The sequence below is a fragment of the Collimonas sp. genome, assembly GCF_035566375.1.
GTDB lineage: Bacteria > Pseudomonadota > Gammaproteobacteria > Burkholderiales > Burkholderiaceae_D > Collimonas.
This window is the reverse complement of record NZ_DATMRK010000022.1, coordinates 72,184-95,006: the sequence shown is the minus strand read 5'-3', so window position 1 is coordinate 95,006 and position 22,823 is coordinate 72,184. Positions and strand designations below refer to the sequence as shown.

Genomic DNA, 22,823 nt, shown 5'->3' with positions numbered 1-22,823 from the left:
CACGCGCATAAAGTGTTATTGCAGAGTGTTTACTTCTTTGCGGATGAATGACTTGATGGTGCTGATCAACTCATCTTCCTGATACGGCTTGCCCAGATACTCGTTGACACCTAGTTCCATCGCGTAGCTGCGATGTTTGGCGGCGGTGCGTGACGTAATCATGATGATAGGAATATGACGGGTGCGTTCGTCGTTGCGGATATTCCGGCTCAGATCGAAACCATCCATACGCGGCATTTCAATATCCACCAGCATCACATCAGGTGTAATTGCTTGCAACTGTTCCAGCGCATCGACACCGTCTTTGGCCAACACCACCTGATAACCTTCACGCGACAGCAAACGCTGGGTAACCCGGCGCACGGTCAACGAATCGTCGACCACCATCACCACACTCTGGCTGCGCAAACCCTGCACCGGCTGGGCTGCCTGCGGCAAACCGGAGTCAACCACACTGGTGCGCATTTCCGCCACCGCGCCCATCACATCGTGGGTCGCCAGGTGCGATTGCTGCGGCGCCCGTGGCTCGTGCAAGAAGCGCTGCGCCAGCGGCACCGGATTCAAGATCAGCACGATATCGCCAGAGCCCAGCACCGTAGCACCGGCAATCCCGATCATGCGCGACAATTGCGGGCCGATATTCTTGACCACGACTTCACGGTTACCGACGATTTCATCCACGTGCAGCGCCACCCGGTCGTTACCGCTACGCAAAATGATGATAGGCGAATATTGCTGCGCCACCGGTACCATATCGGCATCGCCCAGCAACGTCGACAGATATTGCAACGGCACTTTATGCCCTTGCCAGATCAGCGAGCCATCGTTGTAGGCCGCGGCCAGCGCCTTCGCCTTCAATTGCTGCACCTGCTCGACCAGCGCTGACGGCACGGCATAGGTATGGCCGCCGGTGCTCAACAGAACCACTTGGGTAACAGCCAGCGTCAACGGCAAGTGAATCGTGAAATGGGTGCCTTGGCCAGCATCGCTGCTGACGGCGACCCGGCCGCCCAGAGACGCCGCCTCCGAACGCACCACATCCATGCCGACACCGCGCCCGGCCAGTTCCGTAACGTCCGCCGCGGTAGAAAAGCCGGGACGGAAAATCAGCTCAGTGGTTTCGACGTCGGATATCTGCTCATCGCTTTCCAGCAAGCCAACGGTGCGCGCCTTGTCGCGAATACGCTGCAGATTCAAGCCCTGGCCGTCATCCGATAACTGGATCAGGATTTCGTTGCCGTCCTGCCGGATTTCGATCTTCAGTTCGCCGGTTTCGCTCTTGCCTGCAGCGCGCCGCGCTTCACGCGATTCAATCCCGTGGACGATCGCATTACGCAACAAATGCTCGAACGGGCCGATCATTTTTTCCAGGACGCTGCGATCGATTTCAACGTTACCGCCACGGATATCCAGGTTGACACGTTTATCCAGTTCCTTGGCGACCTGGCGTGTGAGCCGATACAAACGCTCGCCAATACTGGCAAACTGCACCATGCGTACATGCATCAGATCCTGTTGCAAGTCGCGCGTCAGGCGGCGTTGGGTCAGCAAGTCGGCGTTGGCGCCGTCCACCGTACTGGTCAGATTCTTTTGCAGCGAGGCGACGTCATTGACACTCTCCGCCATCATCCGTGTCAATTCCTGCAACCGGGTAAAGCGGTCGAACTCGAGCGGATCGAATTCGCGCTCGCCGGCCAATGTCATGCGTGAGCTGATCTGCGCTTCCGCTTGAATTTCGATTTCCCGCAACTGGCTGCGCAGGCGGTCGACGTTTTCAGTCAGTTCCGACAAAGAGATCTGCAAGGTGCCGATGCCGGATTCCAGCCGTGAACGTGTAATCGATACTTCACCGGCCTGATTCACCAACCGGTCCAGCACTTCGGCATTGACCCGCACCTGCGACACCAGGCCGCTGGCGGCAGCTACCGCCGGCGCCGGCGCTGACGTCACGCCCCCTGCAGCCAATGACGGCGTCAAGCTCGGCAGGTTGACGGCGGCATGCGCTTCCGCCGCCAGGGCTGGGGCCGTTGCCACTGCCGCTGCCGCTGCCGGCTGTTGCGCTTGCGGATTGCGCAAGTTCTCAAACATCTGCGCGCCGCGGTCATAATGCGCCAGCAACTCGTCAATGGTATGCCGTGAAATTGCAGACGCGCCCGATTGCAGGATCACTTCGATATGGCTTTCCATCTCGTGCATGTGCTGGCCCAGCACCATCGCGCCGGCCATGCGGGCACTACCTTTGATGGTATGCAAATGACGCAGGATTGCCTGCGACGGTTTGACATCCGACGGGTTCTCCTGCCAGCTACGCAAGGCGCTGCCGATTTGCGGCAACATGTCGCTGCCCTCTTCCAGAAACACCGGCAGCAAATCGGCGTCCAGCTCATCCCGGACCACCAGCGAAGGATCGATCTCTTCCTTCGCCGTATCGAAAAACTGTGGTACTGCCGCCAGCGGCGCAGCTGATGCCTGCGCTATCGCTTGCACATGATCTGGCGCAGCCGCGACGCTTGCGTCCGCCGCAACCGCGGTGACCGGCGCAGTAACCGAATGCAAATGGCGCTCATGCGGCTGCGCGCCAATATCTTCAGCGACCTGCTCAAACTCAGGCGCGGCAATTACTTGTGGCGCTTGCGCCGCCTCGATAGCAGCGCTTGTCTCGACAATATCTTCGACAAGATCTTCGACTATATATTTTGGCTGCGTTTCGGTTTCGGCGTTGCGCGCTTCTGGTCCATGCCCATGCGCTGGTGCTGGTCCTTGTCCTTGCCACAAACTATCCAGGTTGCTAACCAGCGTCGGCTCGTAATACGGCATCTCGCCCTGCGAAAACTGCTGCAGCATCCACCTGGCCCGTTCGACGCTAAGCTGCAGCGTGTCGTAATCCGGCCCATGCAAGCAGCCGGGTTGCAACGCCATCCGCTGCAACGCCATCTCCAGTGCATGCGCCACTTCTTGCAATGGCTTGAAGCCGACCGTGGCGGAACTTCCCGCCAGCGAATGAGCAGCGTGCACCGATTGCGTCATTACCGGCCGCTCAGGCTCATGCCGCCATTCGGCAAAATCGTGCGACAGATGGCGTACCAACTGGTCGGTCTCGGCCAGATAGATGTTGTAAAGCGGCAGGCTGATAGTCAGATCGCCGATTTGTTTGGTGCTGTCGTCATGGCGAATTTCCTGCATGCCGGGAAAGGCGATCACTTCAGCGCTGGCCAGCGACGCCGGCGCGGCAGACGCTGCTTCGATAGCTGCAGGCGGCGCGATTGTTTCGGCTTGATCCTCTGACTGCATTTCAAACTGAACTTCAGACAGCTGCGGTTCTTCAACCGGAATTGAATCTGCAGCGGAATCTGCAGCGGAATTTGCAACGTGCTCTGCGCCAAACAAAGCCAGATCGTCATCGCTCAGCTGGATTTCCTCGGCCTGAACCGGCAGGTCCGGCAAATCGCTGAGCTCTATCATTTCTTCCGCATCGGCCAAAGCAGCCGGCGCGGATTCTGCAAATGATCCGCCATCGCGAACTCTTGCGGCAATTTCAGCCAGTGCGTAAGGCGTCTGATGCGACTGCCCGTGCTGCTGAATCTCTTTTACCCAGCCATCCAGCTGAACCACCGCGTGATCCAGCAAGGCGTCCAGATCGGCGCTTACCGCGCGTGATTCCGACAGCCACAGATTCAGTACCTGCTCAATGCTCCAGGCTGCTTCGCCGAAAGCATTCAAGCCGATCATGCGGCCGCTGCCCTTGAGCGTATGAAAGGCACGCCGTAATACGGTCAGAGGTTCTTGTTTATGCGGGGCGTCGTGTAGTTGCAGAAGAGCTTGCCTGGCATTCGTCAGGACCTCGTCCGCTTCGGACAAAAAAATCTCACGCAGTTCGGCGTCGGCCTCCTCGTCGCTTACTGCCGCCACCGGCGCTACGGCTTCTGCAGTGTGCAGCGGCACGATAGTGGTAACGATTTCCGCCAGCGATTGCTGGGATGCCGAGAAATCCGGATGATCGAGAATATCGATGGCGGCCTGAGCGCGATCGGTAGCCTCGGGATTGTCGCTCAATGCGGCGTCGACCCGCATCTGTACCAGCGACTCTTTCAGTCGTTCTTGCAGCTCCGGATCATGCGGCTGCGCGGTCAAAGACAGCGCCAGTTCCGCCGATTGCTGCTGATGCTGCAACAGCTCGTCTTCTACGGTTGCCAATTCGGGCAAGGACACCGAGCTGTCGCCGGTAGCAAGGCTTGCACCAACGCTTGCAGAAAGAGCAGGCGCGTGACCGTCGGCGGCAGACGATGACACGATCGGATCCGGTTGGGGAGCAGCAACCACGGCACGCCGCTCCAGCAAGTTGATGCGGAATACTCCCGCTTCTTCATCGAAAGTAAAATGATTGTTTTGGGTATCCGACTGGTGCTGCAGAGTTTCGATAAAGAAGCTGAGCGCGCCGATGTTTTGCGCAATCCGTTCGAACTCTTTCTGCTCCGGCACGACGTCGCTGCCTGCTGCGGCAAAACGTTGCAGAGTGCTGCGCGTATGCTCAACCACACGCATGGCGTCGCTCTGCTCCTGGATCGCCAGCGCGCCCTGAATTTGATGCAAGACTTGTTCGATCTGGGCCAACACCTCGCGCCGCTCCGGATCGTTGAAAAATTCGTCCAGCATCTTTTCAACCTGGCGCAAGCTCGAGAGCATTTCAGAGGCCAGCATTTTGACAGTCTGACGCTGTTGCGCTTCACGATAGATATCGTCAATCCATTGCGCCGGTTTGCCCAAGGTCTCGCCGGATACTACGGACAACAGACGGGCGGTCATCGCATCGGCGCGTTCGGAAAAATTCTCCGGCAAGCGGCTGATGTGATTCAGTGTGTTTTCAATAAACAGCAGGCTGGTGGCAATCTCCATGCAAATCGCATCGCCTGGCCGTGAATGCGCTGCGTGACGCGCAATGCCGTTGAGTTCGCGCAGCAGCTTGGACAGCGACGGCGCGTTAAGCCGGCTGCCGGCTTCGCTCAAACCATGCATTTCCTGTTCGAAGGCAGAAGCCGGGCCGGCGTCGCCGCTGGCCAGCCGGTCCCACATGTTCTTGGCTTGCGCCAGCCGGTCTTTGGCGGCGCTCAAAGCCTCCTGGCTGATCTGGCCGTAGTGGCGTGTGCTGTAATCGGCCGGCACCAGGCCGTTGAGGCGATAGGCAGCGCGGATCTGAGTCGCCAGCTTGGAAGTCTGTTCAATGCCAGCGATGAAAAACAAGGCGTCGCGCAACAGCCGTTCCGAGATGCTCGATGAACCCTGACTCAAGCGCCGCAACTGCAGGTTGATGCGGGCAAACAACTGTTTGACGTAGAGTTCGTTGGACACCTGAGCATCGGCCACCGCTTCGGCGAAACCATGCATCACCCACCAGAATGCGCGCGATTGCTGGTTGCGTTGCATCTGCTCGACTTCCGTCACTACCGCCCGCATGGCTGTGGCGTTTTCCAGTTCAACCGCTTTGTCGGCGCTTTTCAGGAATGGCAACAGGGCGCGTTCGAAACGCTTGCGCAATGGCAGATAAACTTCAGCTTCGACCGGCGCTACCTGCTCTGCCGCAGGAAAGTGCGGACGAATGGTCAGGTCAGGGAAAAACAGATCGGCCGGGTGAATCCGTTCAGCGCCGCGAATTTCCAGCAATGCCTGATAGTAGGGGAACAAACGCACCGGCTGGTGGCTGCCGCCGGCCAGTAGTTCGTCCAGGTATTCGATCAATGCCTGATAGGCGTTGTTGATGATCTGCACATGTTGTGCGCTCAGTTCAGCCTGGCCCGACTCAGCGCGCTCAAGTATGTCTTCAACGGTTTCGGTGATGATGGTGACGCCGTCGATGTCGACCATCTGCAAGGCGCCATGGGCCTGGTGCAGATAGGTTTTGGCATGGCGGACAGCGGTCGAGTGATTGTCGCTGGCAACCTCGCCGGCTTTCGCCAGGGCGGCGCCGGACTGATTCAGTGCTTCGCGAATTTCGCTCATCACCCATGACAATGGTCCGGTATCAAGGTGCGTCCGCGCAGAATGCGGTAACTGAGCAGCGGAACTGGAAAAATCGGTGGTCATGACTGCCTCATGGGTTCAGGGAGTGGTCAAGCGGGATCGACCACGATGCATACCCGTTGCCCAGGATCGCGACAACAGCGAAAACCTGGGCAAGGATGCCGCGCTTGCCGGTCCGATTGAAGGACCGGACAGCAAGCACGGTGCTACACATTAATTGGTCACGCGGAAACGCGATACCGAGCTCTTCAAATCTTCTGCCAGCTTGGACAGTTCACGAATTGACAAGGCCGTCTGTCGTGTACCTTCCCGTGTCTTTTCAGTAACTGAGAGAATGTTTTGAATGTTGGTAGCCACGCCGTTGGCCGAGTTGGCCTGCTGCTCGGTAGTGGAAGAAATACTTTGAATCAGTTCCGCCAGACGGTTCGAAACCCGTCGGATATCCGACAACGCCGCACCGGCCGCATCTGACAGCTTGGCGCCCTCGACCACCCCTTGCGTCGAACGTTCCATCGCTACCACCGCATCGTGCGTATCGGTTTGAATGGTGCGCACCAGTGCGCCAATCTGCTTGGTCGCCGCACCGGAGCGTTCCGCCAGCCGCTGAACTTCTTCCGCCACCACCGAGAAGCCGCGACCGGCTTCACCGGCCGAAGCGGCCTGGATCGCCGCGTTCAGCGCCAACACGTTGGTCTGTTCGGTAATGTCGGAAATCAGTTCAGTGATTTCACCAATTTCCTGTGACGATTCACCCAGCCGCTTGATGCGCTTGGAGGTTTCCTGGATGTGTTCGCGAATTTCGTTCATGCCGGAAATCGCGTTTTCCACCGCCTTGGAGCCCTCTTCTGCCGCACTCACCGACTGCCGCGCCACTTCAGCGGACTCACTAGCCGATTTGGAAACGTCGGTAATCTGGGTCGCCATGTCGAGAACCGCTTGCGTGGTTTCTTGAATATCGCGCGACTGTCTTTGCGACGCTGCCAACAGTTCGATCGAAATGCTTTGCGCCTGATCCGACGCAATCGTCACCTGCTGGGCGGTTGCGGTAACCCGTCCGACCAGTCCGCGCAACTCTTCCACCGTGTAGTTAACCGAGTCGGCAATCGCGCCGGTAATGTCTTCCGACACCGTCGCCTGCACCGTCAAGTCACCGTCCGCAACTTCCTGCAATTCATTCATCAGGCGCAAAATCGCGGCCTGGTTCTGGTCGTTGGCGTTACTCGCGTCTTCTTCCTGCTTGATCGCTTGCAAACGCTGTTCTTCCGCTTCCATCCGGCGTACGTCGGCTTCGTGGGTACGATGACGGCCGTCTTGCACCTGGACCCAGGCAATCGCTGCCGCCGCCAACAGAGTCGTCAGCGCAGCCAGCAACATCAGCCAGAACCAGATACTTTGCGTATCCTGTGCGTCACGATAAGTATCTTCCAAGGCGCCCAGGCGTTGCTTGAGGTTTTCGTTTTCGGTAAAGATCAGTTGTTCCGATTGTTTTGCAGAAACGAAGTTCTGCATGTTGCCCAGAATCGAGGCCACCGATTCCTGATACTCGGCAAAACTCTTTTCCAGTTCGGTCAGCTTGCTGCGCTCTTCTTCGCTCTTGCTGGCTGGCAGGCGCAGTACATCGCTGCCGTTCAGGAAGCCGCTGACGATGTCGCGGAAAGTATTGGTATCCTTACCCAGCAAGAACGCGGTTTCCGGATTCACACCTTCCGAGGTCAGGAATTCATTCGCGCTACGGCCGAGACGCTGGGTCAACATGACCAGCTGCGACGACGCCGCGATTTCGCGCGGAGTAGCGCCGGTTTGGGTTTTCAGTGTCGCGATCTGTTCCGACAGATCGAGCAGATTAGGCGAGATGCCGTTCAGTTTTTGCAGCGTGACGCCGAAGCTGGTCAATTCCTTTTGCAGCTTAAGGATGGTATCCGCGGCCTTGTCGGTATTAGACCAGACCTTGTTGACTTCGCTCAGCTTGGAATCCATCTGCGCGCTAGGCGTGCCGATGTTGTGGCCCTTGTAGTCGCCACCTTTCGACAGGATGGTCAGATCCTGGTTGAATTCCTTGCGGCTGTCGGCCAGCTGCTTAAACGCTTCGGAATTACCCTGAATCGCATTCGGCGTCGCCTTACCGATACGCTGCGAGTGCATCAGCGCGTCGCCGGCGATCTGGGTCTGGGTCGAGCTCATGGCCGAGCTCTTGGCACTCAGCCACAGGAACAGGATGGTCAGCAGCAAAGCGCCGACCAGCACCGTCACCAGCAGACGAATCTGTTTTTGCTGCGGCAACTTGCCGATGAATGGCAGCGGCGACGAATCGGGGCTGGCGATGCTGGCAGCTGCGCTGGCGCCGGTTACTGCTGCGGCCGCGGCTGCAGTGGCAGATTCTTGAGGAACTGCGGCAAATGCAGGCGCCGGAGCCGGCTGCGGCACAGCTATCGGCGCCGGCAATGGCGCCAATAATGGAGCCGACAACGGCGCGGGTGGCGGCTCTGGAATGAAACGCTCTTCCATGACGGTCTGCTCTGGATCGTGCATCAATGCTTCCTGCACGAAACTATCGCCTGCTTCGCCCTGCTCTTCCTTGGCCGCCTTGGATAAAGACGGTAGTTTGAATGCCATTACAGAATCTCCTAATTGCTCGATGAAATCGCCATGCACACACCGGCATCACTTCGTGCCCAGCAAAATCGCCGTGTGCAAATTCGCTGCCACCGGATACTGCCGTTATTGCAGCAGTACCTGGGACTCATAAACCTACTTGTAAAAAACGAGGGTCGTGCAAGATCTGGGCCATACTCAGTTCGGTCCAGAGCTGCGCGTCGCTATCGAGATAGCGCTTGGCGCCTGCCTGATCCAGCGAATCCGCGGCTTGCAAGGTCATCTGGGCGACGTTGCGCAAGCCCAAAACACGGGAAACCAGCAAGCCGCTGTTGAAAGAAAATGTCGGAGCAAAAGCGACAATCCGACATTCCTTGTCAATTTGCGTCAAAGCCTGTCCCTGAAAACGCGCAAAATCGATCACGCTGATCAGCGTACCGCGCACGTTGCTCAATCCCAGATACCAATCGTGGGTCAGCGGCACCCGCGAAATCTGGTCGACGGCGACGATTTCTCCCGCCTCCTGCAAATTCAGCAACCACCGGGTCTGTCCGATCAACAGGCCGAGCTGGCTTTCCTGCGCCTCTGTGCCACTACGCGCGGCTTGCATCCGTTCCAGCAAGTGCGATTGAAATTCACGCAGCCGGCTGCGGCGCGAGTCGGCGTCAAGCGCCACCTTGTTGACGGGTAGCGACGAGGGCGATGCTTCTGCCGTCAGATGCGAGCTTGATTGGGTCATATTGATTGGGCGCTCATTTGGCGTGAATTCAGCAACATTAAATCCGGTGCTCGCGCGCTCGATTGATTAACCAAGCGCTGCGATTTTTGCCAGCAATTCCTTGGGATCGATAGGTTTCACCAGATAATCGCGCGCACCTTGGCGCAAGCCCCAGATACGGTCGGTTTCCAGGCCCTTGCTGCTGCAGATGATGATAGGAATATCCTTGGTGTCTTCATCGCGCGTAATCGAACGCGTCACCTGAAAGCCGTTTTGGCCAGGCATCACCACATCCATCAGAATCAATTGCGGTTTGTCCGCCTTGATCTTGTCGAGGATGCCTTCGCCGTTTTCAGAGGTCGACACCGAGTAACCGGCCTTGGCCAGGATATCGGTCAGGAAATAACGCTCGGTTGGCGAGTCGTCGACGATGAGAATCTTTTGTATGGCCATGTTCAACCTTTATTTGCTTCGTACTTCAAATTATGTAAATCAGCCGCCTGCACTATGCAGTGACCGGGGTAGCAGCTTCCGCCGCCTGGGTGTGCTGACGCACCGCCTTCAGCAGGCTGTCTTTAGTAAACGGTTTGGTGAGATATTCGTCGGAGCCGACCATGGCGCCGCGCGCGCGGTCAAACAAGCCGTCCTTGGACGACAGCATGACCACCGGCGTAGCATGGAATTTGGCGCTCTTTTTAATCAGGGCGCAGGTTTGATAACCATCCAGGCGAGGCATCAGGATGTCGCAGAAAATCAACGCCGGCTTGTGATCGTTAACTTTCGCCAAGGCATCGAAGCCGTCTTCAGCGAGTACGACCTGATAACCGGCCTGGGTCAGGAAAATCTCCGCTGAACGCCGGATTGTGCTGCTATCGTCAATAACCATTACCTTCAGGTTGACGCCGCCAAGTGATGTTGTCATGAAATCGTCTCATTCAATCCAAATAAATCTACGGCGTCACTGTAACAAATAAAGGCATGCCTTAGAACAATGTTTCCTAAGGGGAGTCGATAAAGTTCAATTTTTTTTGTAACTTTGGGCGATAACTTAATATTCCTATAATGAAAGTGTGGTATTTGGCCGAATTTGACTTAAATGGCAACCATCTCAAAGTCTTCTTTGCGTGCGCCGCATTCCGGACAAGTCCAGTTCATCGGCACATCGTCCCATAAAGTACCAGGAGCAATTCCTTCCTCCGGCAAACCGGCCTCTTCGTCATAGACCCAGCCGCAAATCAGACACATCCAGGTTTTGAACTCAGTTTTGATAGTTTCGTTATTGCTCACAGCGGCGACCCTTCAATCAAGTAAAATGCAAAGTCGGATATCTTAATCTACCCGCCGTGCAAAACCAAACTTCTCCTCTTATATTGACCTTCGGCGTTGCCGACCCTGTCGGCGCAGCCGGAATCCAGGCAGACCTGGCCACCTTTTCCGCGATGGGCTGCCACGGCCTGTCTGTCATCACGTCGATCCTGATCGGCGACACCGCCCGTATCGAAGATACCCAGCAGATCGACGCTGACTGGGTGGCCGACCAGGCCCGCGTGCTGCTGGAAGACATGCCGGTAGCCGCCTTCAAGGTCGGCTCGGTGGGCAGCATCGAAAGCGTATCGGTGATCGCCGAAATCGTCTCCGATTACCCTGAAATCCCGCTGATTCTAGACCCTTTTTTATCGGCCATGCCGGATCAGGGGCAAGATAGCGAAGACCTGCTGACCGCCATCCGCGAACTGCTGATTCCGCAAACCACGGTGATGCTGCTATCAGCGGTCGAATTGGCGCGCCTGGCGGAAACCTGGCGCGAACCCTCGTCCGAAGACATGATGAGCATCGACGCCATGCGTATCATCGAACTCGGCTGCGAATACTTGTTCGTGACCGGCACCCCAACCCCTGCCGCAGAAATCGGCAACACCCTGTTCAATGAATCGGGCGTGGTCCGGCAAGACAGCTGGCCGCGTATTTCCGGCTCGTTCAGCGGCGCCGGCACCACTTTGTCGGCGGCGATCGCGGCGATGCTGGCAAACGGCCTGGACGTGCCGGAAGCGGTTTCCGAAGCGCAGGAATTCACTCTGGCGGCAGTCACCGCGGCGCAACGGCTGGGGATGGGAAAGCTGATCCCGGACCGCTATTTCTGGGCCCGCGAAGAAGGCTTGGAGCGGCATGACGAGGATGCCGGCGAGGCCACTTGATTTCTCTGTGCGCAGCGCGCTACAGCATCTTTCCACACTTATTTTTCGGCGATCACGTACATGACTTCAAATAACGACACCTTGTTTGCCCGCGCCCAGCTGACCACACCCGGCGGCGTCAATTCGCCGGTGCGCGCCTTCCGTTCGGTTGGCGGTACACCGCGCTTTATCACCCGCGCCGAAGGCCCGTATTTCTGGGATGCCGACGACCGCCGCTACATCGATTACATCGGCTCCTGGGGCCCGGCGATTGTCGGCCACGCTCACCCGACCGTGATCAAGGCAGTGCAAGACGCCGCCGCCCGCGGCCTGAGTTTTGGCGCACCGACCCAGGGTGAAATCGAAATCGCCGAAGAGATCTGCAAGCTGGTGCCGTCGATCGAACAGGTGCGCCTGGTCTCCAGCGGCACCGAAGCCACCATGAGCGCGCTGCGCCTGGCGCGCGGCGCCACCGGCCGCGACAAGATCGTCAAGTTCGAAGGCTGCTACCACGGTCACGCCGATTCGCTATTGGTCAAGGCCGGCAGCGGCTTACTGACCTTCGGCAATCCGACTTCGGCCGGAGTACCGGAAGATTTCGTCAAGCACACACTGGTGCTCGATTACAACAATACCCAGCAACTGGAAGACGCTTTCAAGGACATGGGCGACCAGATCGCCTGCGTGATCGTCGAGCCGGTTGCCGGCAATATGAACCTGGTGCGGGCCACACCGGAATTCCTGCAAACCATGCGTCGCCTGTGCACGCAATACGGCGCGGTACTGATTTTCGATGAAGTCATGTGCGGCTTCCGGGTAGCGCTGGGTGGTGCGCAAGCGCTGTACGACATCAAGCCCGACATCACCGCCCTGGGCAAGGTGATAGGCGGCGGCTTGCCGGTAGCGGCGTTCGGCGGCCGTGCCGATTTGATGGGTCATATGGCGCCGCTGGGTTCGGTGTATCAAGCCGGCACGCTGTCCGGCAATCCGGTGGCGGTAGCGGCTGGCATGAGCACCCTCAAGCTGATCCAGGAACCTGGCTTTTACGCCAATCTGACAGCGCAAACCCGCAAGCTGGTCGACGGCCTGAGCCTGGCAGCCAAGGAAGCCGGCGTCACTTTCAGCGGCGATGCGATCGGCGGCATGTTCGGTTTGTATTTTGCGGCAGCGGTGCCTGACAGCTACGCGACGGTGATGGCGTCCAACAAGGAGCTATTCAACAAATTTTTCCATGCGATGCTGGACGCCGGCGTATATCTGGCGCCGTCGGCATTCGAGGCGGGTTTTGTTTCGGCGCAGCATGACGATGCCGTGATTGAGGCCACCATCGAGGCCGCGCGCGGCGCATTTGCCCAATTAGTTTAAGCATGGATGCAGGGTGGACCGCAATCCGCCCTGCCCTGCCGCTTAATTCAACCAGCCGCGCCTGCGAAAATACCAGAACGGCGTGATCGCCGAGCACACCATCAAGACCAGCGCAAACGGATAGCCGAGCGCCCAGTCGAACTCCGGCATGAAATGAAAATTCATGCCGTAGATACTGGCAATCAGCGTCGGCGGTAAAAACGCCACCGAAGCGACCGAGAAAATCTTGATGATCTTGTTTTGATTGATGTTGATGAAACCGACTGTCGCATCCATCAGGAAGTTGATCTTGTCGAACAGGAAAGCGGTGTGGCCATCCAGCGATTCGATATCGCGCAGAATCTGCCGTGCATCTTCAAACTGATCCACGCTCAATAAACGGCCGCGCATCAAGAAACTCACCGCGCGACGGGTATCCATCATGTTGCGCCGGATCCGGCCGTTCAAGTCTTCTTCATGCGCCATCGCATTCAAGGCTTCAGCCGCGGCCTGGTCGGTGAGTTTCTTTTGCAGCACGCGCCGGCTGACCTCATCCAGCTTCTGGTACACGCCCTCCAGAGCGTCGGCGGAGTACTCGGCATCGGTCTGGTACAGATCCAGCAACACGTCCTTGTAATCGCCGATCGAGCCCGGCCGTGAGCGCGCTCGCATGCGCACCAGGCGGAACACCGGCAAGTCTTCGCCATGTACCGAAAACAATATATCGCGCGCCAGGATAAAAGCCACAGTGACGGTCGACGAAGGGCCGTCGTCTTCTTCGAATAAAAAATCGGTGCGTAGATGCAGGTCGCCGTTTTCCGCTTCGTAATAACGGGCTGAGGCCTCGATATCCTTGACCTCGTCTTCACCTGGCAAGGTCACGCCGTAAATGCTCTTGACCCAGGCCCGCTCCTGATCATTCGGCTCGGTCAGATCGACCCATACCGGCTGTACTTTTTCAAGATCGCTATGGCTCTCGATGTTGACCTGGTTGAGGCGGCCGTTTTGCAATACAAATACGTTGATCATGCTTATCCCGCTGGCTGATATTCAGAGAAGTTGTTTTGCAGTTTCTTGCGTGCCGACAATGAATGCGTGCTGCAATTTAAACAACTTCCGACAGGCCCGTATATTAAGGCAATTCAGCCGACCCCATACGCCGTAAAATCAGGCCGGTGCGTTGCGACAGATAAGCCGAGCCGCGATTCTTGTCGTAAAAGCGCGGCTTCGGCAGCATCACTGCGAGCCGTGCGGCCTGGCTGGCGCCAAGGTTGCTGGCAGAGGTTTTAAAGTAATGCTGAGCCGCCGCCTCGGCGCCGAACACGCCGTTGCCCCACTCCACCACGTTCAGGTAAATTTCGAAGATGCGTTCCTTATCCATCCAGAATTCCAGCATGTAGGTGATGATCAGCTCCTGTCCCTTGCGCAAATAACTGCGCTCGCCGGACAAGAATAGATTTTTCGCCAGTTGCTGGGTGATGGTGGAGCCGCCGCGCACCACCTTGCCCTTCTTGGTATTTTTTTCGTAAGCCTGTTGCAGGGCATCCCAATCGACCCCGTCATGCTCTGAAAAATTAGCGTCTTCGGAGGCGATGATGGCGCGCTTCAGATTGTTAGAGATGCGTGCGTACGGCACCCATTTGAATTGCAACTGTGCATCGGGCACGGTTTCCTGCAGCTCTGACAAGCGATGCCGCATGAAACTGGTGGAGCCGGGATTATGATCGACCCACCACCAGATCTGCACGAAAAAATAAACTTGCAACAACAGCACTGCGGCGATCAGCAGCATACATAGGCGCAAGAAAATCTTGCCGACTGACTTCATTCCGATTCCCTGCAAAAAATTAAAGCTGCGCGCGCAAGGCAGTAAATACCGCCTCGGTATTCGGCCGCACGCCGCGCCAGACGAAAAACGATTCCGCCGCCTGCTCCACCAGCATGCCCAAACCGTCGCGCACCTGGGCGCCGTGGCTTGCCGCGAACTGCATGAATACGGTCGGCTGGCGGCCATACATCATGTCGTAGGCCAGCGTCGCCGGGCCGAATACGCTGGAGGCCAGCGGCGGCAGTTGCGCCTGCAAACTGGCAGAGGTGGCGTTGATCACAAGGTCATACTGCTGCTGCACTTCGGCAAAACCGCAGGCGTTGAGTTGGCAATGCGCGCCGCCATAAGATTGAAACTGTTCCACCAATTCCTGCGCCTTGGCCACGGTGCGATTGGCAATCGTCAATTGGGCCGGCCGCGATTCCAGCAATGGCAGCAAAACGCCACGCGCCGCACCGCCGGCTCCCAGCAGCAGGATTTTCTTTTGCGCCAGATCAAAGCCGGCGTTGCGCACGATATCGGTGACCAAGCCAACTCCATCGGTGTTATCGCCCAGTATTTCCTTGCCATCGAATTTCAATGTGTTCACCGCGCCGGCGGCCTTGGCTCTGGCGGTTAGCGTGCTTGCCAGCGCATACGCTTCCAGCTTGAACGGCACGGTAACGTTGGCGCCCAGGCCGCCTTGCGCTACGAATTCCTGCACAGCCGCCGCAAAGCCGTCGAGCGGCGCCAGCAAGCGTGCGTAGCGCATGTCTTGTGCGGTCTCGGCAGCAAAACGCGCATGGATGTCGGGCGACTTGCTGTGCGCAATCGGGTTGCCGATCACCACGTACTCAGCGAATGGCGCCGTAGTTGTCGCTGCGGTCATTGGTTGACTGCTCCCATCAATTGCGCTTCGAGCAAGCCTTCACGGGTAAATTCGAAAGTCGAGATCACTTCCCACACATCGTCCTTGCCACTGCTGCGCATATTTTCCGGGAAGCGCCCGAACGGCGCCGAGCGTTCAATGATTTTCAGGGTTGCTTTATCCAGCTCAGGATTACCTGAGCCGCGCTCGATTCTTGGCCCGCCCTCTTTGGTGTAAAGCGAGCCGTCTTGATAGATCGGGATGTACACCACCAGCCTGCCGTACAAATTCCTGCCATTCTTTTTCGGGAAATTCAGGGTGCCCAGCTTTTCGACCTTGTCCTGGAACGATTTGTAATAGGCGGCATAACCCACTGCGCGGGTGCTCGGCGTGATCTGCGTCTTTTTCGGCCGCTTGTTGTAATCGTCGATATTCTTGGCGATTTCCGCTTCCTTGCGGGCGATCGCCTTGGCGCTCTCCACCAAATCGCTGCCGCTAGGCTGGGGCATGTTGTCGCTGGTCTTCTCCTGCAAATCCATGGCAGGCATTTTCAGCGGCGTTTCCTTGCGCATTTGCGCCAGCATCTGTTGCTGCTGCTGTTCCAGCTGCTCGATGCGGCGCTTGGTGGCCTGGATGTTGTCGCCGTCTTCCGATTTGCGCATGTCCGGCAGCGGCGACTTGGCGCGGCCGGCGTCGGCATTGCCGCCGCCATCCAGGTTGGCTTGCGCCAGCGCCTCCGCCTTGACCGGTTTGGTATTGTGTTTGGCGTTCACCAGAATCACTTCCAGCGCCGGATCGGTGGGCTTCAGTTTGAAGGCTTCCGGCGCCGCGAACCGTACCGCCAGCAACGCCGCGTGCGCCAATACCGACGCCACGATGGCGCCGACCAGAATACGATTTTGGAAAAAGGATTTCACGCGTAGGCTAAAAGTCGCTATAAAAGAGAGGGATTCTACGACAAAGCGAGATGCCTACGGGAAATTTACCGCCGCTTTCTTGCTTGTCCCGAGAGTTCATTCCGTTAGTGGCTTGATCTCCTGAATGACGCTGTCGGGCTCAATAACCTGACCATCCGCCGGTCCACCCTCAAGATCGGCCGGCGGCGCTTCAACCGCCTCATGTGGCATATCCATCGCAGCATCCAGTTCTTCGGAGATTTCATCCTCCTCTTGCGGCTCCAGCTGCTGGGCGTCGGCACTTGGCGCTGCGCATACTTCCAGCAAGCGTGCCTCAACCGTCAGGTCGATCTCATCCCAGCGCAGGATATCCAGCTTGACCTGGGTGCCACGCGCCAATTGCTGCATGCCTGGCAATTTGATAATCAAAGGAATCTCGGCCAGCCGCAGGATTTCATCTTTCAGCACCGCCGCCTCGACCTGCCGGGCCTGTTCCTGGCCTAGCCAGCGCAAGCACCAGTAGCGTTCCATGTTCGATTGGAAATCGCCATAACCGGAATAAGCGGCGTCAAAGCCGGAGACGATCGCAAACAAATCGGCGTCACGCGGCTTGAATGGCGCCACCAGCGGCGCGGCGACGCCGCCTTCGACGCAGGCCAGGATCTGCCACTGGTTGACCAGGTCGGGATAACGCCGCAGAGGCGAGGTGCTCCAGGCGTATTGATCGACTCCCAGCCCTTGATGCGGCGCTGCGTGCGTGACCATGCGCACCTGCATCTTGGCCGCCCAGCCGCCGCTGCCGCCGCCCTGCGCGCGGTAGATGCCCGGCACGCCATGATCGGCCATCAGCTTGCCCCAGGTGCTGTTGGCAAAGATCATCAGTTCCGCCACGATCTTATCCAGCGGCGCGCCGCGCTTGCGGCGGGCGATGGTGACTACATCGTCTTCTACATAGAAATTGAAATCGACGCGGTTGTTTTGTTCAGGCCGCAAACCAAAGCTTTCGCGCTTGGCCATGCGGCCCTGCTCCAATACCTGTATCCATTTCCACAACAAGGCAATGTCGGCCTTGTGCGGATACTCGCCGCCGTCGTTGGCGAGATTTTCTTCGGTCACCAGATCGTCCAGCGTGTTATGGCGCAGATTGGCTGAAATCGGCACCAGCTCGGCCTTGGTTTCAGTACTGATGACACCCCAGTCTGCGGGATCGAGGGTGGCGTAGAGCGACAGCGCCGGGCAGTTTTTTCCCTCGGCCAGGGTGAAGGCTTCTACCAGCTCGTCCGGCAGCATGGTGATTTTGTCGCCCGGCATATATACCGTCGACATGCGCTGGCGCGCAATCGCATCCAGGGCATCACCGCGCTTGATGCCCAAACCTGGGGCGGCGATATGAATCCCGACCCGCACCTTGCCGTCGGCCAGCGTCTGCACCGACAAGGCATCGTCGATTTCGGTAGTGGTCACATCGTCGATGGAGAATGCCTGCACCGGCGCCAGCGGCAGATCGGCCACCGCAGGAATCACGATTTTGGGGAAGCCCGAGCCTTTCGGGAAAAATTCCAGCAGAAATCTGGAGAGGTGCAACTGCTGCGGCGAGGCGATGCCGCCGACCGTCAGCATCAAGCGCTGCGGCGAAGTTTGCAGTTCATTGCAAGCGGCCTCCAGCGCCTTGTATTCGATGCTGTTCTTGTCTGGCTTGAACAACAATTGCAGCGCCAGCGGCTTCATTACCTCAGGCAGTTGCCCGGCCTTCAGCTGGGCCACATATTCGGCCTGAATCAACGCTTGCTGCTTTTTCTTTTCGATGCCGGCCTGGGCTGCTTTCAGCGAGGCTTCCGGCGCGGCCTTATAACGGCCCTTGCCCTTTTTATAAAAATAAATCGGTGCGGTGTGCAGGCTTAACAACAGGCCGGCGGCTTCCGTCGGCAACGGCGCATGGCCGAAATATTCCGCTCCCAGTTCGGCAAAACCAAACTCTTCCTGGCCGGCGACTTCCCATAGGAAATCGAGTTCGATCCCTTGCGCGATTTGTTGCGCTTCTTCCAGCAACTGTTGCGGCGTCGGCGTGGTGAACTGTAACAACACGTCCTTGGATTTGACTTTGCTGCGTTTGCCCGACGGCAGTTCGACCTGATAGGCCTCGCCTTGCTGCGACAGTACAACACCTGCTTTAAAGTCGCCGGACTCTTCAAAAAATAGATTCATTGCATGCTTTACTTGTGAATTGCTGATGATACCGCTGCCAGCAGTGTTTGCTGTGTTGCAGCGTCGATGGAGTCTGGTTGATGGGCCGCAGGCTGCAGCCGTGAATGACCGGGGTCGGGGTCGGGGCCGAGGCTGGCAGCGTGCAAGGTTGCTACTGCCATCTTCTTTTGGTCCGGCCGCGCCCGCCGCAATTGCTCAATCTCCGGAAAAAATACTTCTGTCACCAGCATCACGCCGGTTTTGCGCCGAAAGGTAGAGCGCCTGGCCCACAGAGGATAAGCGAAATCGTCGTTGCCGGTCGCAGCACACATGCGCTGCACCAGCGGATGGCTGCGATACAGGCGGGCGAACTGCAGTTGTCCGCGCGCCACCAGCGGGTCGCCGAACAGGGTGCTGCCAAGTGAGCGCTCACCCAGTGAGCTGAAGAACGGCCATTCCGTGGTGGTTGCCGCCAGCGCCAGCACGGTGTGCCCGAATACCATGGGGCGGCCGTCACAGCGCAGCAAGACATCCCGTTCCTGCACCTGAAGACGGCGCGGCAATCCGATCTCTTGCCATTCGTCGGCCAGGCACATGGCCCGCTGCTGGCGCAGACGCTGGACCCGGAACTGCTGGCAGTGCGCCATCAGCTTGTAGGTCAGCGAGACGCGATCGGTGAGCCAGTCGCGCAAATTGTCGGAGGGGTGAACGCCGTTGACATGGTCATGCCATTTGGCGTAGGTGCGGGAACGTGACATCAGGTTCCCGCCGCCGATGTCGACGCACGGTCGCTTGCAATTCCGCAAAATGCCAGCACCGCATCGACGTACTCGGCAAACTCGCTGATGCCGTGATCGCTGCCTTGTATGACCAGCTGCCTGGCTTGCGGGTAATGGCCGATCATTTCTTGCCAGTCCAGCACTTCATCGCCGGTGGCGGCCATCAGGAAATAGCGCTCCGGCCTGGTGATCCGATCGATCTGCAAGGTCTGCAACTCGGCAATGTATTCACGCTTGAATTCAAACGGCTGGTCGGAATGATATTGGGTGCTGACGCCGATATATTGTTCCAGGTCGCGCGGCGGCTTGACTGCCGGATTCAGCAGCACGGCTCGGGTTCGGCAACCGAGCTGCTCGGCCAGCCAGGTGGCGTAATAACCGCCCAGCGAGGAGCCTATCAGCGTCAACTCGGCAGGATCGCAAGCTTGAATACAATTCTGCGCGATAGCGATTGCAGCAGCGGGCGAGGCTGGCAGCTGCGGGCACAGGTATTCGGCCGCTCTTCCCAACTGCTGCATGCGCTCGGCCAGCAGACGCGCCTTGAACGATTGCGGCGAAGAGCGAAAGCCGTGCAGATACAGGATCATTGCAATCCAGACGAGGGTAAAGCTAGTGCGCTCAGAATCTTTTGATGGACGCCGCCGAAACCGCCATTGCTCATCACCAGTACCTGATCGCCCGGCTTGGCTGCCTTGACGATGGCCGCCACCAACTGATCGAGCTCGTTGTAAGTACTTGCTTTATCGCCCAGCGGCTGCAACGCTGCCGCAAGATCCCAATCCAGGGCATCCTTGCCGTTGCCTTTGGCGCCATAACCGAACACCAGATCGGCCTCGCTCAGGCTACCCGGCAACGCCTGTTTCATAGCGCCCAGTTTCATGGTGTTCGACCGCGGCTCCAGCACTGCCAGGATACGGGCCTCGCCTACTTTTTTTCGCAAACCGGCAACTGTGGTGGCGATGGCGGTTGGATGGTGGGCAAAATCGTCGTACACCGCGATTTGGCGGACGCTGCCACGCAACTCCATGCGGCGTTTGACATTTTCGAAACTGGACAAGGCGCTGATGGCTTGCGCCGGCGGCACGCCGACATGACGGGCGGCGGCAATCGCGGCCAAGGCATTCATGCGGTTATGCTCACCGCTCAACTCCCACTGCACGATGCCCTGCGGTTCGCCGTTGAAACCGACTTCAAAGTGGCCATTATCTTGCGTGCGCAGCGCCCAGCCTTGTTGATCGTCGCCGAAAAATTCTTTTTCGCTCCAGCAACCGCGCTCCAGCACACGTTGCAATGCCGGTTCACGGGCATTGACGATCAGCCGGCCGACGCCTGGGATAGTACGGACCAGATGATGGAATTGCGTTTCGATCGCAGCCAGATCGGGGAAAATATCGGCATGATCGTATTCCAGGTTATTCAGAATCGCGGTCTTGGCGTGGTAGTGCACAAATTTACTGCGCTTATCGAAAAATGCCGTGTCGTATTCGTCGGCTTCGATGACAAAGAACGACGATGGCGCAGTATCAGCGCCGGTTTTACCCGACAAGCGCGCCGATATGCCGAAATTCATCGGCACGCCGCCAATCAGAAAACCCGGATCGTAGCCGGCGTCTTCCAGAATCCAGGCCAGCATCGCCGAGGTGGTGGTCTTGCCGTGAGTGCCGGCCACCGCCAGTACCCACTTGTCGCGCAGGATATGCTCGCCTATCCATTGCGGCCCGGAAATATAAGGCAGGCCGCGATTCAGGATTTCTTCCATCAACGGGTTACCGCGCACCACGACATTGCCGATCACATACAAATCCGGCTGCAAGGCTGTCTGTTCGACGCCGAAACCCTGGATCAAGCTGATTCCCTGTGCCTCCAGCTGGGTGCTCATCGGTGGGTACACATTGGCGTCGCAGCCGGTGACTTTATGTCCGGCCTGTTTGGCCAATACCGCCAAACCGCCCATAAAGGTGCCGCAGATGCCAAGGATATGAATATGCATTCTTGAGTTTCACTATGCTGAAAAGATGAATACCGTGATTTTACCTGAGCGGCCGCTGCACCCGGTAGCCGGGCATGGAAAAAGTGAAATGCGGGAAATCGGGAGCGGTTTCAGAGTCGGCTTGCTTGCCTGCGTTAGTTGCCTACCGTAATTAGGTATATACATGGCGCGGCACGACGCGCGCAGGCAAATCGTTTTATCATGCCGGTCATGGCATCCAATCTTTCACCTGAACTAGAACAGCTGCGCGCAGAAATTGCGGCCGCGGCAGCCCGCATGATTGCCGAGGACGGCGCCGACTATGGCACCGCGAAGCGTAAAGCGGTGGAATTGTGCGTGGGCAGCAAACGGGGCGGCGGAAAAATTCGTGGCGAATTCCTTCCCGATAACGCCCAGATCGAAGACGAAGTACGTATATACAACGAACTGTTCTTTGCCGACACCCAGCCGGCACGGCTTTTGCATTTACGCCAGATCGCGGCAGAAATCATGGCCGAGCTTGCGCAATTCAAGCCTTACCTTACCGGCGCGGTCCTCAACGGCACTGCCGGAGAGCATTCAGACATTTATTTGCATTTGTTTGTCGACAGCCCCAAAGACGTAGAAATTTTCCTTTTTAATAAAAACGTGCAATTCGAGCTATCTACCAGCCCTCCCCTTAAAACCGGGGGTAATAACGAGCCGGTGGAAACCCTGAGTTTCATGTATAAAAAAGAAGGCTTGCATCTGACCCTATATGAAACTGACGATTTGCGCGGTAGTATCAGGGCCGCATCCGGCAAGCGCGCAGAACGGGCAGACCTCGATGCGGTACTTGCTCTGATTGCGCCCTGATCAACACAGAAGAAGATTAATGAAAAGAAATATATTCATATTTGTGCCGATTGCCATCTTATTTTGCGTGATCGGCGTTTATTTCGGTGTGCAACGCCATACGCCTGCATCTCCGGAAAATCTGGCGGTTGCCAATCTGCTGAGCCAGGAGATGCCTGACGCCAGCGGTAAGGTCAGCTCATTGACACAGTGGAAAGGCAAACCCTTGCTTGTCAATTTCTGGGCAACCTGGTGCGCACCCTGCGTAGAAGAAATGCCGGAACTGAATGCCTTGCAAGCAGAAATAGCCGCAAAGAACATTCAAATCGTCGGCATCGGTATCGATTCTGCAGATAACATCGCAAAATTTGCCGACAAGTATAAAATTTCTTATCCACTGTATGTGGCGGGAAGCGGCGCTACTGCGCTGCTGCGGCAGTTTGGCAACCAAAGCGGCGGCCTGCCCTTCACGGTCTTGATCGGCAGCGACGGCCAGGTAAAAAAAATGGTTTTAGGCAGCATTAAATTTGATGATTTACGAAAAGATCTGGCATCGTTGTAAGCGTAAAATTTACCGAGGAAAGATTTAACAATTCCCCGCAGAAATTTCACAGAAACAAATTTTCCCTTGCCAGTCAACGTC

General features: G+C 57.5%; 18 protein-coding genes. 4 read left to right on the top strand and 14 right to left on the bottom strand.

Going from position 1 to position 22,823, the window contains the following annotated elements; all coding sequences use genetic code 11:
* Positions 1 to 15: 15 nt before the first annotated feature.
* From VNZ60_RS06485 to VNZ60_RS06460, 6 genes are all read right to left on the bottom strand, one after another.
* Positions 16 to 6,078 (bottom strand): hybrid sensor histidine kinase/response regulator, encoded by a 6,063-nt coding sequence (locus tag VNZ60_RS06485; protein WP_325657604.1) that lies wholly within the window; start codon positions 6,076 to 6,078, stop codon positions 16 to 18.
* Between the two features lie 150 nt (positions 6,079 to 6,228).
* Positions 6,229 to 8,628, bottom strand: coding sequence for a methyl-accepting chemotaxis protein (locus VNZ60_RS06480; RefSeq protein ID WP_325657603.1), 2,400 nt, complete (start codon positions 8,626 to 8,628; stop codon positions 6,229 to 6,231).
* 127 nt (positions 8,629 to 8,755) lie between these two features.
* Positions 8,756 to 9,346 (bottom strand): chemotaxis protein CheW, encoded by a 591-nt coding sequence (locus VNZ60_RS06475; RefSeq protein WP_325657602.1) that lies wholly within the window; start codon positions 9,344 to 9,346, stop codon positions 8,756 to 8,758.
* A 66-nt stretch (positions 9,347 to 9,412) separates the two neighbouring features.
* On the bottom strand, positions 9,413 to 9,778 hold the full coding sequence (locus tag VNZ60_RS06470; protein ID WP_092353250.1) for a response regulator: 366 nt from the start codon (positions 9,776 to 9,778) through the stop codon (positions 9,413 to 9,415).
* A 52-nt stretch (positions 9,779 to 9,830) separates the two neighbouring features.
* Entirely contained in the window at positions 9,831 to 10,247 is a 417-nt protein-coding gene (locus VNZ60_RS06465) for a response regulator (RefSeq protein WP_325657601.1), read from the bottom strand.
* Positions 10,248 to 10,417: 170 nt separating this feature from the next.
* Positions 10,418 to 10,570: a rubredoxin gene (locus tag VNZ60_RS06460; protein WP_038495022.1), complete on the bottom strand. Its 153-nt coding sequence runs from the start codon at positions 10,568 to 10,570 to the stop codon at positions 10,418 to 10,420.
* A gap of 98 nt (positions 10,571 to 10,668) precedes the next feature.
* Between VNZ60_RS06460 and thiD the strand changes: the two genes are divergently transcribed.
* Together thiD and hemL are read left to right on the top strand one after the other, a co-directional pair.
* On the top strand, positions 10,669 to 11,520 hold the full coding sequence (gene thiD / locus VNZ60_RS06455) for a bifunctional hydroxymethylpyrimidine kinase/phosphomethylpyrimidine kinase (protein ID WP_325657600.1): 852 nt from the start codon (positions 10,669 to 10,671) through the stop codon (positions 11,518 to 11,520).
* Positions 11,521 to 11,580: 60 nt separating this feature from the next.
* Positions 11,581 to 12,864 (top strand): glutamate-1-semialdehyde 2,1-aminomutase, encoded by a 1,284-nt coding sequence (hemL, locus tag VNZ60_RS06450; RefSeq protein WP_325657599.1) that lies wholly within the window; start codon positions 11,581 to 11,583, stop codon positions 12,862 to 12,864.
* A gap of 42 nt (positions 12,865 to 12,906) precedes the next feature.
* Here the strand turns inward: hemL and corA are convergent, their stop codons facing one another.
* From corA to mpl, 8 genes are all read right to left on the bottom strand, one after another.
* On the bottom strand, positions 12,907 to 13,872 hold the full coding sequence (gene corA / locus VNZ60_RS06445; RefSeq protein WP_325657598.1) for a magnesium/cobalt transporter CorA: 966 nt from the start codon (positions 13,870 to 13,872) through the stop codon (positions 12,907 to 12,909).
* A 103-nt stretch (positions 13,873 to 13,975) separates the two neighbouring features.
* Positions 13,976 to 14,671 (bottom strand): monofunctional biosynthetic peptidoglycan transglycosylase, encoded by a 696-nt coding sequence (mtgA, locus tag VNZ60_RS06440; RefSeq protein ID WP_325657597.1) that lies wholly within the window; start codon positions 14,669 to 14,671, stop codon positions 13,976 to 13,978.
* A gap of 19 nt (positions 14,672 to 14,690) precedes the next feature.
* Entirely contained in the window at positions 14,691 to 15,539 is an 849-nt protein-coding gene (gene aroE, locus VNZ60_RS06435) for a shikimate dehydrogenase (protein WP_325657596.1), read from the bottom strand.
* Complete coding sequence (locus tag VNZ60_RS06430) at positions 15,536 to 16,435, bottom strand: TonB C-terminal domain-containing protein (protein ID WP_325657595.1); 900 nt, start codon at positions 16,433 to 16,435, stop codon at positions 15,536 to 15,538. The genes aroE and VNZ60_RS06430 overlap by 4 nt, the downstream gene beginning before the upstream one ends.
* 96 nt (positions 16,436 to 16,531) lie before the next feature.
* A complete protein-coding gene (locus VNZ60_RS06425) occupies positions 16,532 to 18,619 on the bottom strand; it encodes a ribonuclease catalytic domain-containing protein (RefSeq protein ID WP_325657594.1) in 2,088 nt (695 codons plus the stop codon).
* Between the two features lie 8 nt (positions 18,620 to 18,627).
* Positions 18,628 to 19,356, bottom strand: a complete 729-nt coding sequence (locus tag VNZ60_RS06420; RefSeq protein ID WP_325657593.1) for a chorismate--pyruvate lyase family protein — start codon at positions 19,354 to 19,356, stop codon at positions 18,628 to 18,630.
* Entirely contained in the window at positions 19,356 to 19,964 is a 609-nt protein-coding gene (locus VNZ60_RS06415) for a YqiA/YcfP family alpha/beta fold hydrolase (RefSeq protein ID WP_325657592.1), read from the bottom strand. The genes VNZ60_RS06420 and VNZ60_RS06415 overlap by 1 nt, the downstream gene beginning before the upstream one ends.
* Entirely contained in the window at positions 19,961 to 21,367 is a 1,407-nt protein-coding gene (gene mpl / locus VNZ60_RS06410) for a UDP-N-acetylmuramate:L-alanyl-gamma-D-glutamyl-meso-diaminopimelate ligase (RefSeq protein WP_325657591.1), read from the bottom strand. Before mpl ends, VNZ60_RS06415 begins: the two co-directional genes overlap by 4 nt.
* A gap of 201 nt (positions 21,368 to 21,568) precedes the next feature.
* Here mpl and VNZ60_RS06405 point away from each other — a divergent pair, with 201 nt between their 5' ends.
* Both VNZ60_RS06405 and VNZ60_RS06400 read left to right on the top strand, forming a co-directional pair.
* On the top strand, positions 21,569 to 22,201 hold the full coding sequence (locus tag VNZ60_RS06405; protein ID WP_325657590.1) for a hypothetical protein: 633 nt from the start codon (positions 21,569 to 21,571) through the stop codon (positions 22,199 to 22,201).
* Positions 22,202 to 22,220: 19 nt separating this feature from the next.
* On the top strand, positions 22,221 to 22,742 hold the full coding sequence (locus VNZ60_RS06400; RefSeq protein ID WP_325657641.1) for a TlpA family protein disulfide reductase: 522 nt from the start codon (positions 22,221 to 22,223) through the stop codon (positions 22,740 to 22,742).
* Positions 22,743 to 22,823: the final 81 nt, after the last annotated feature.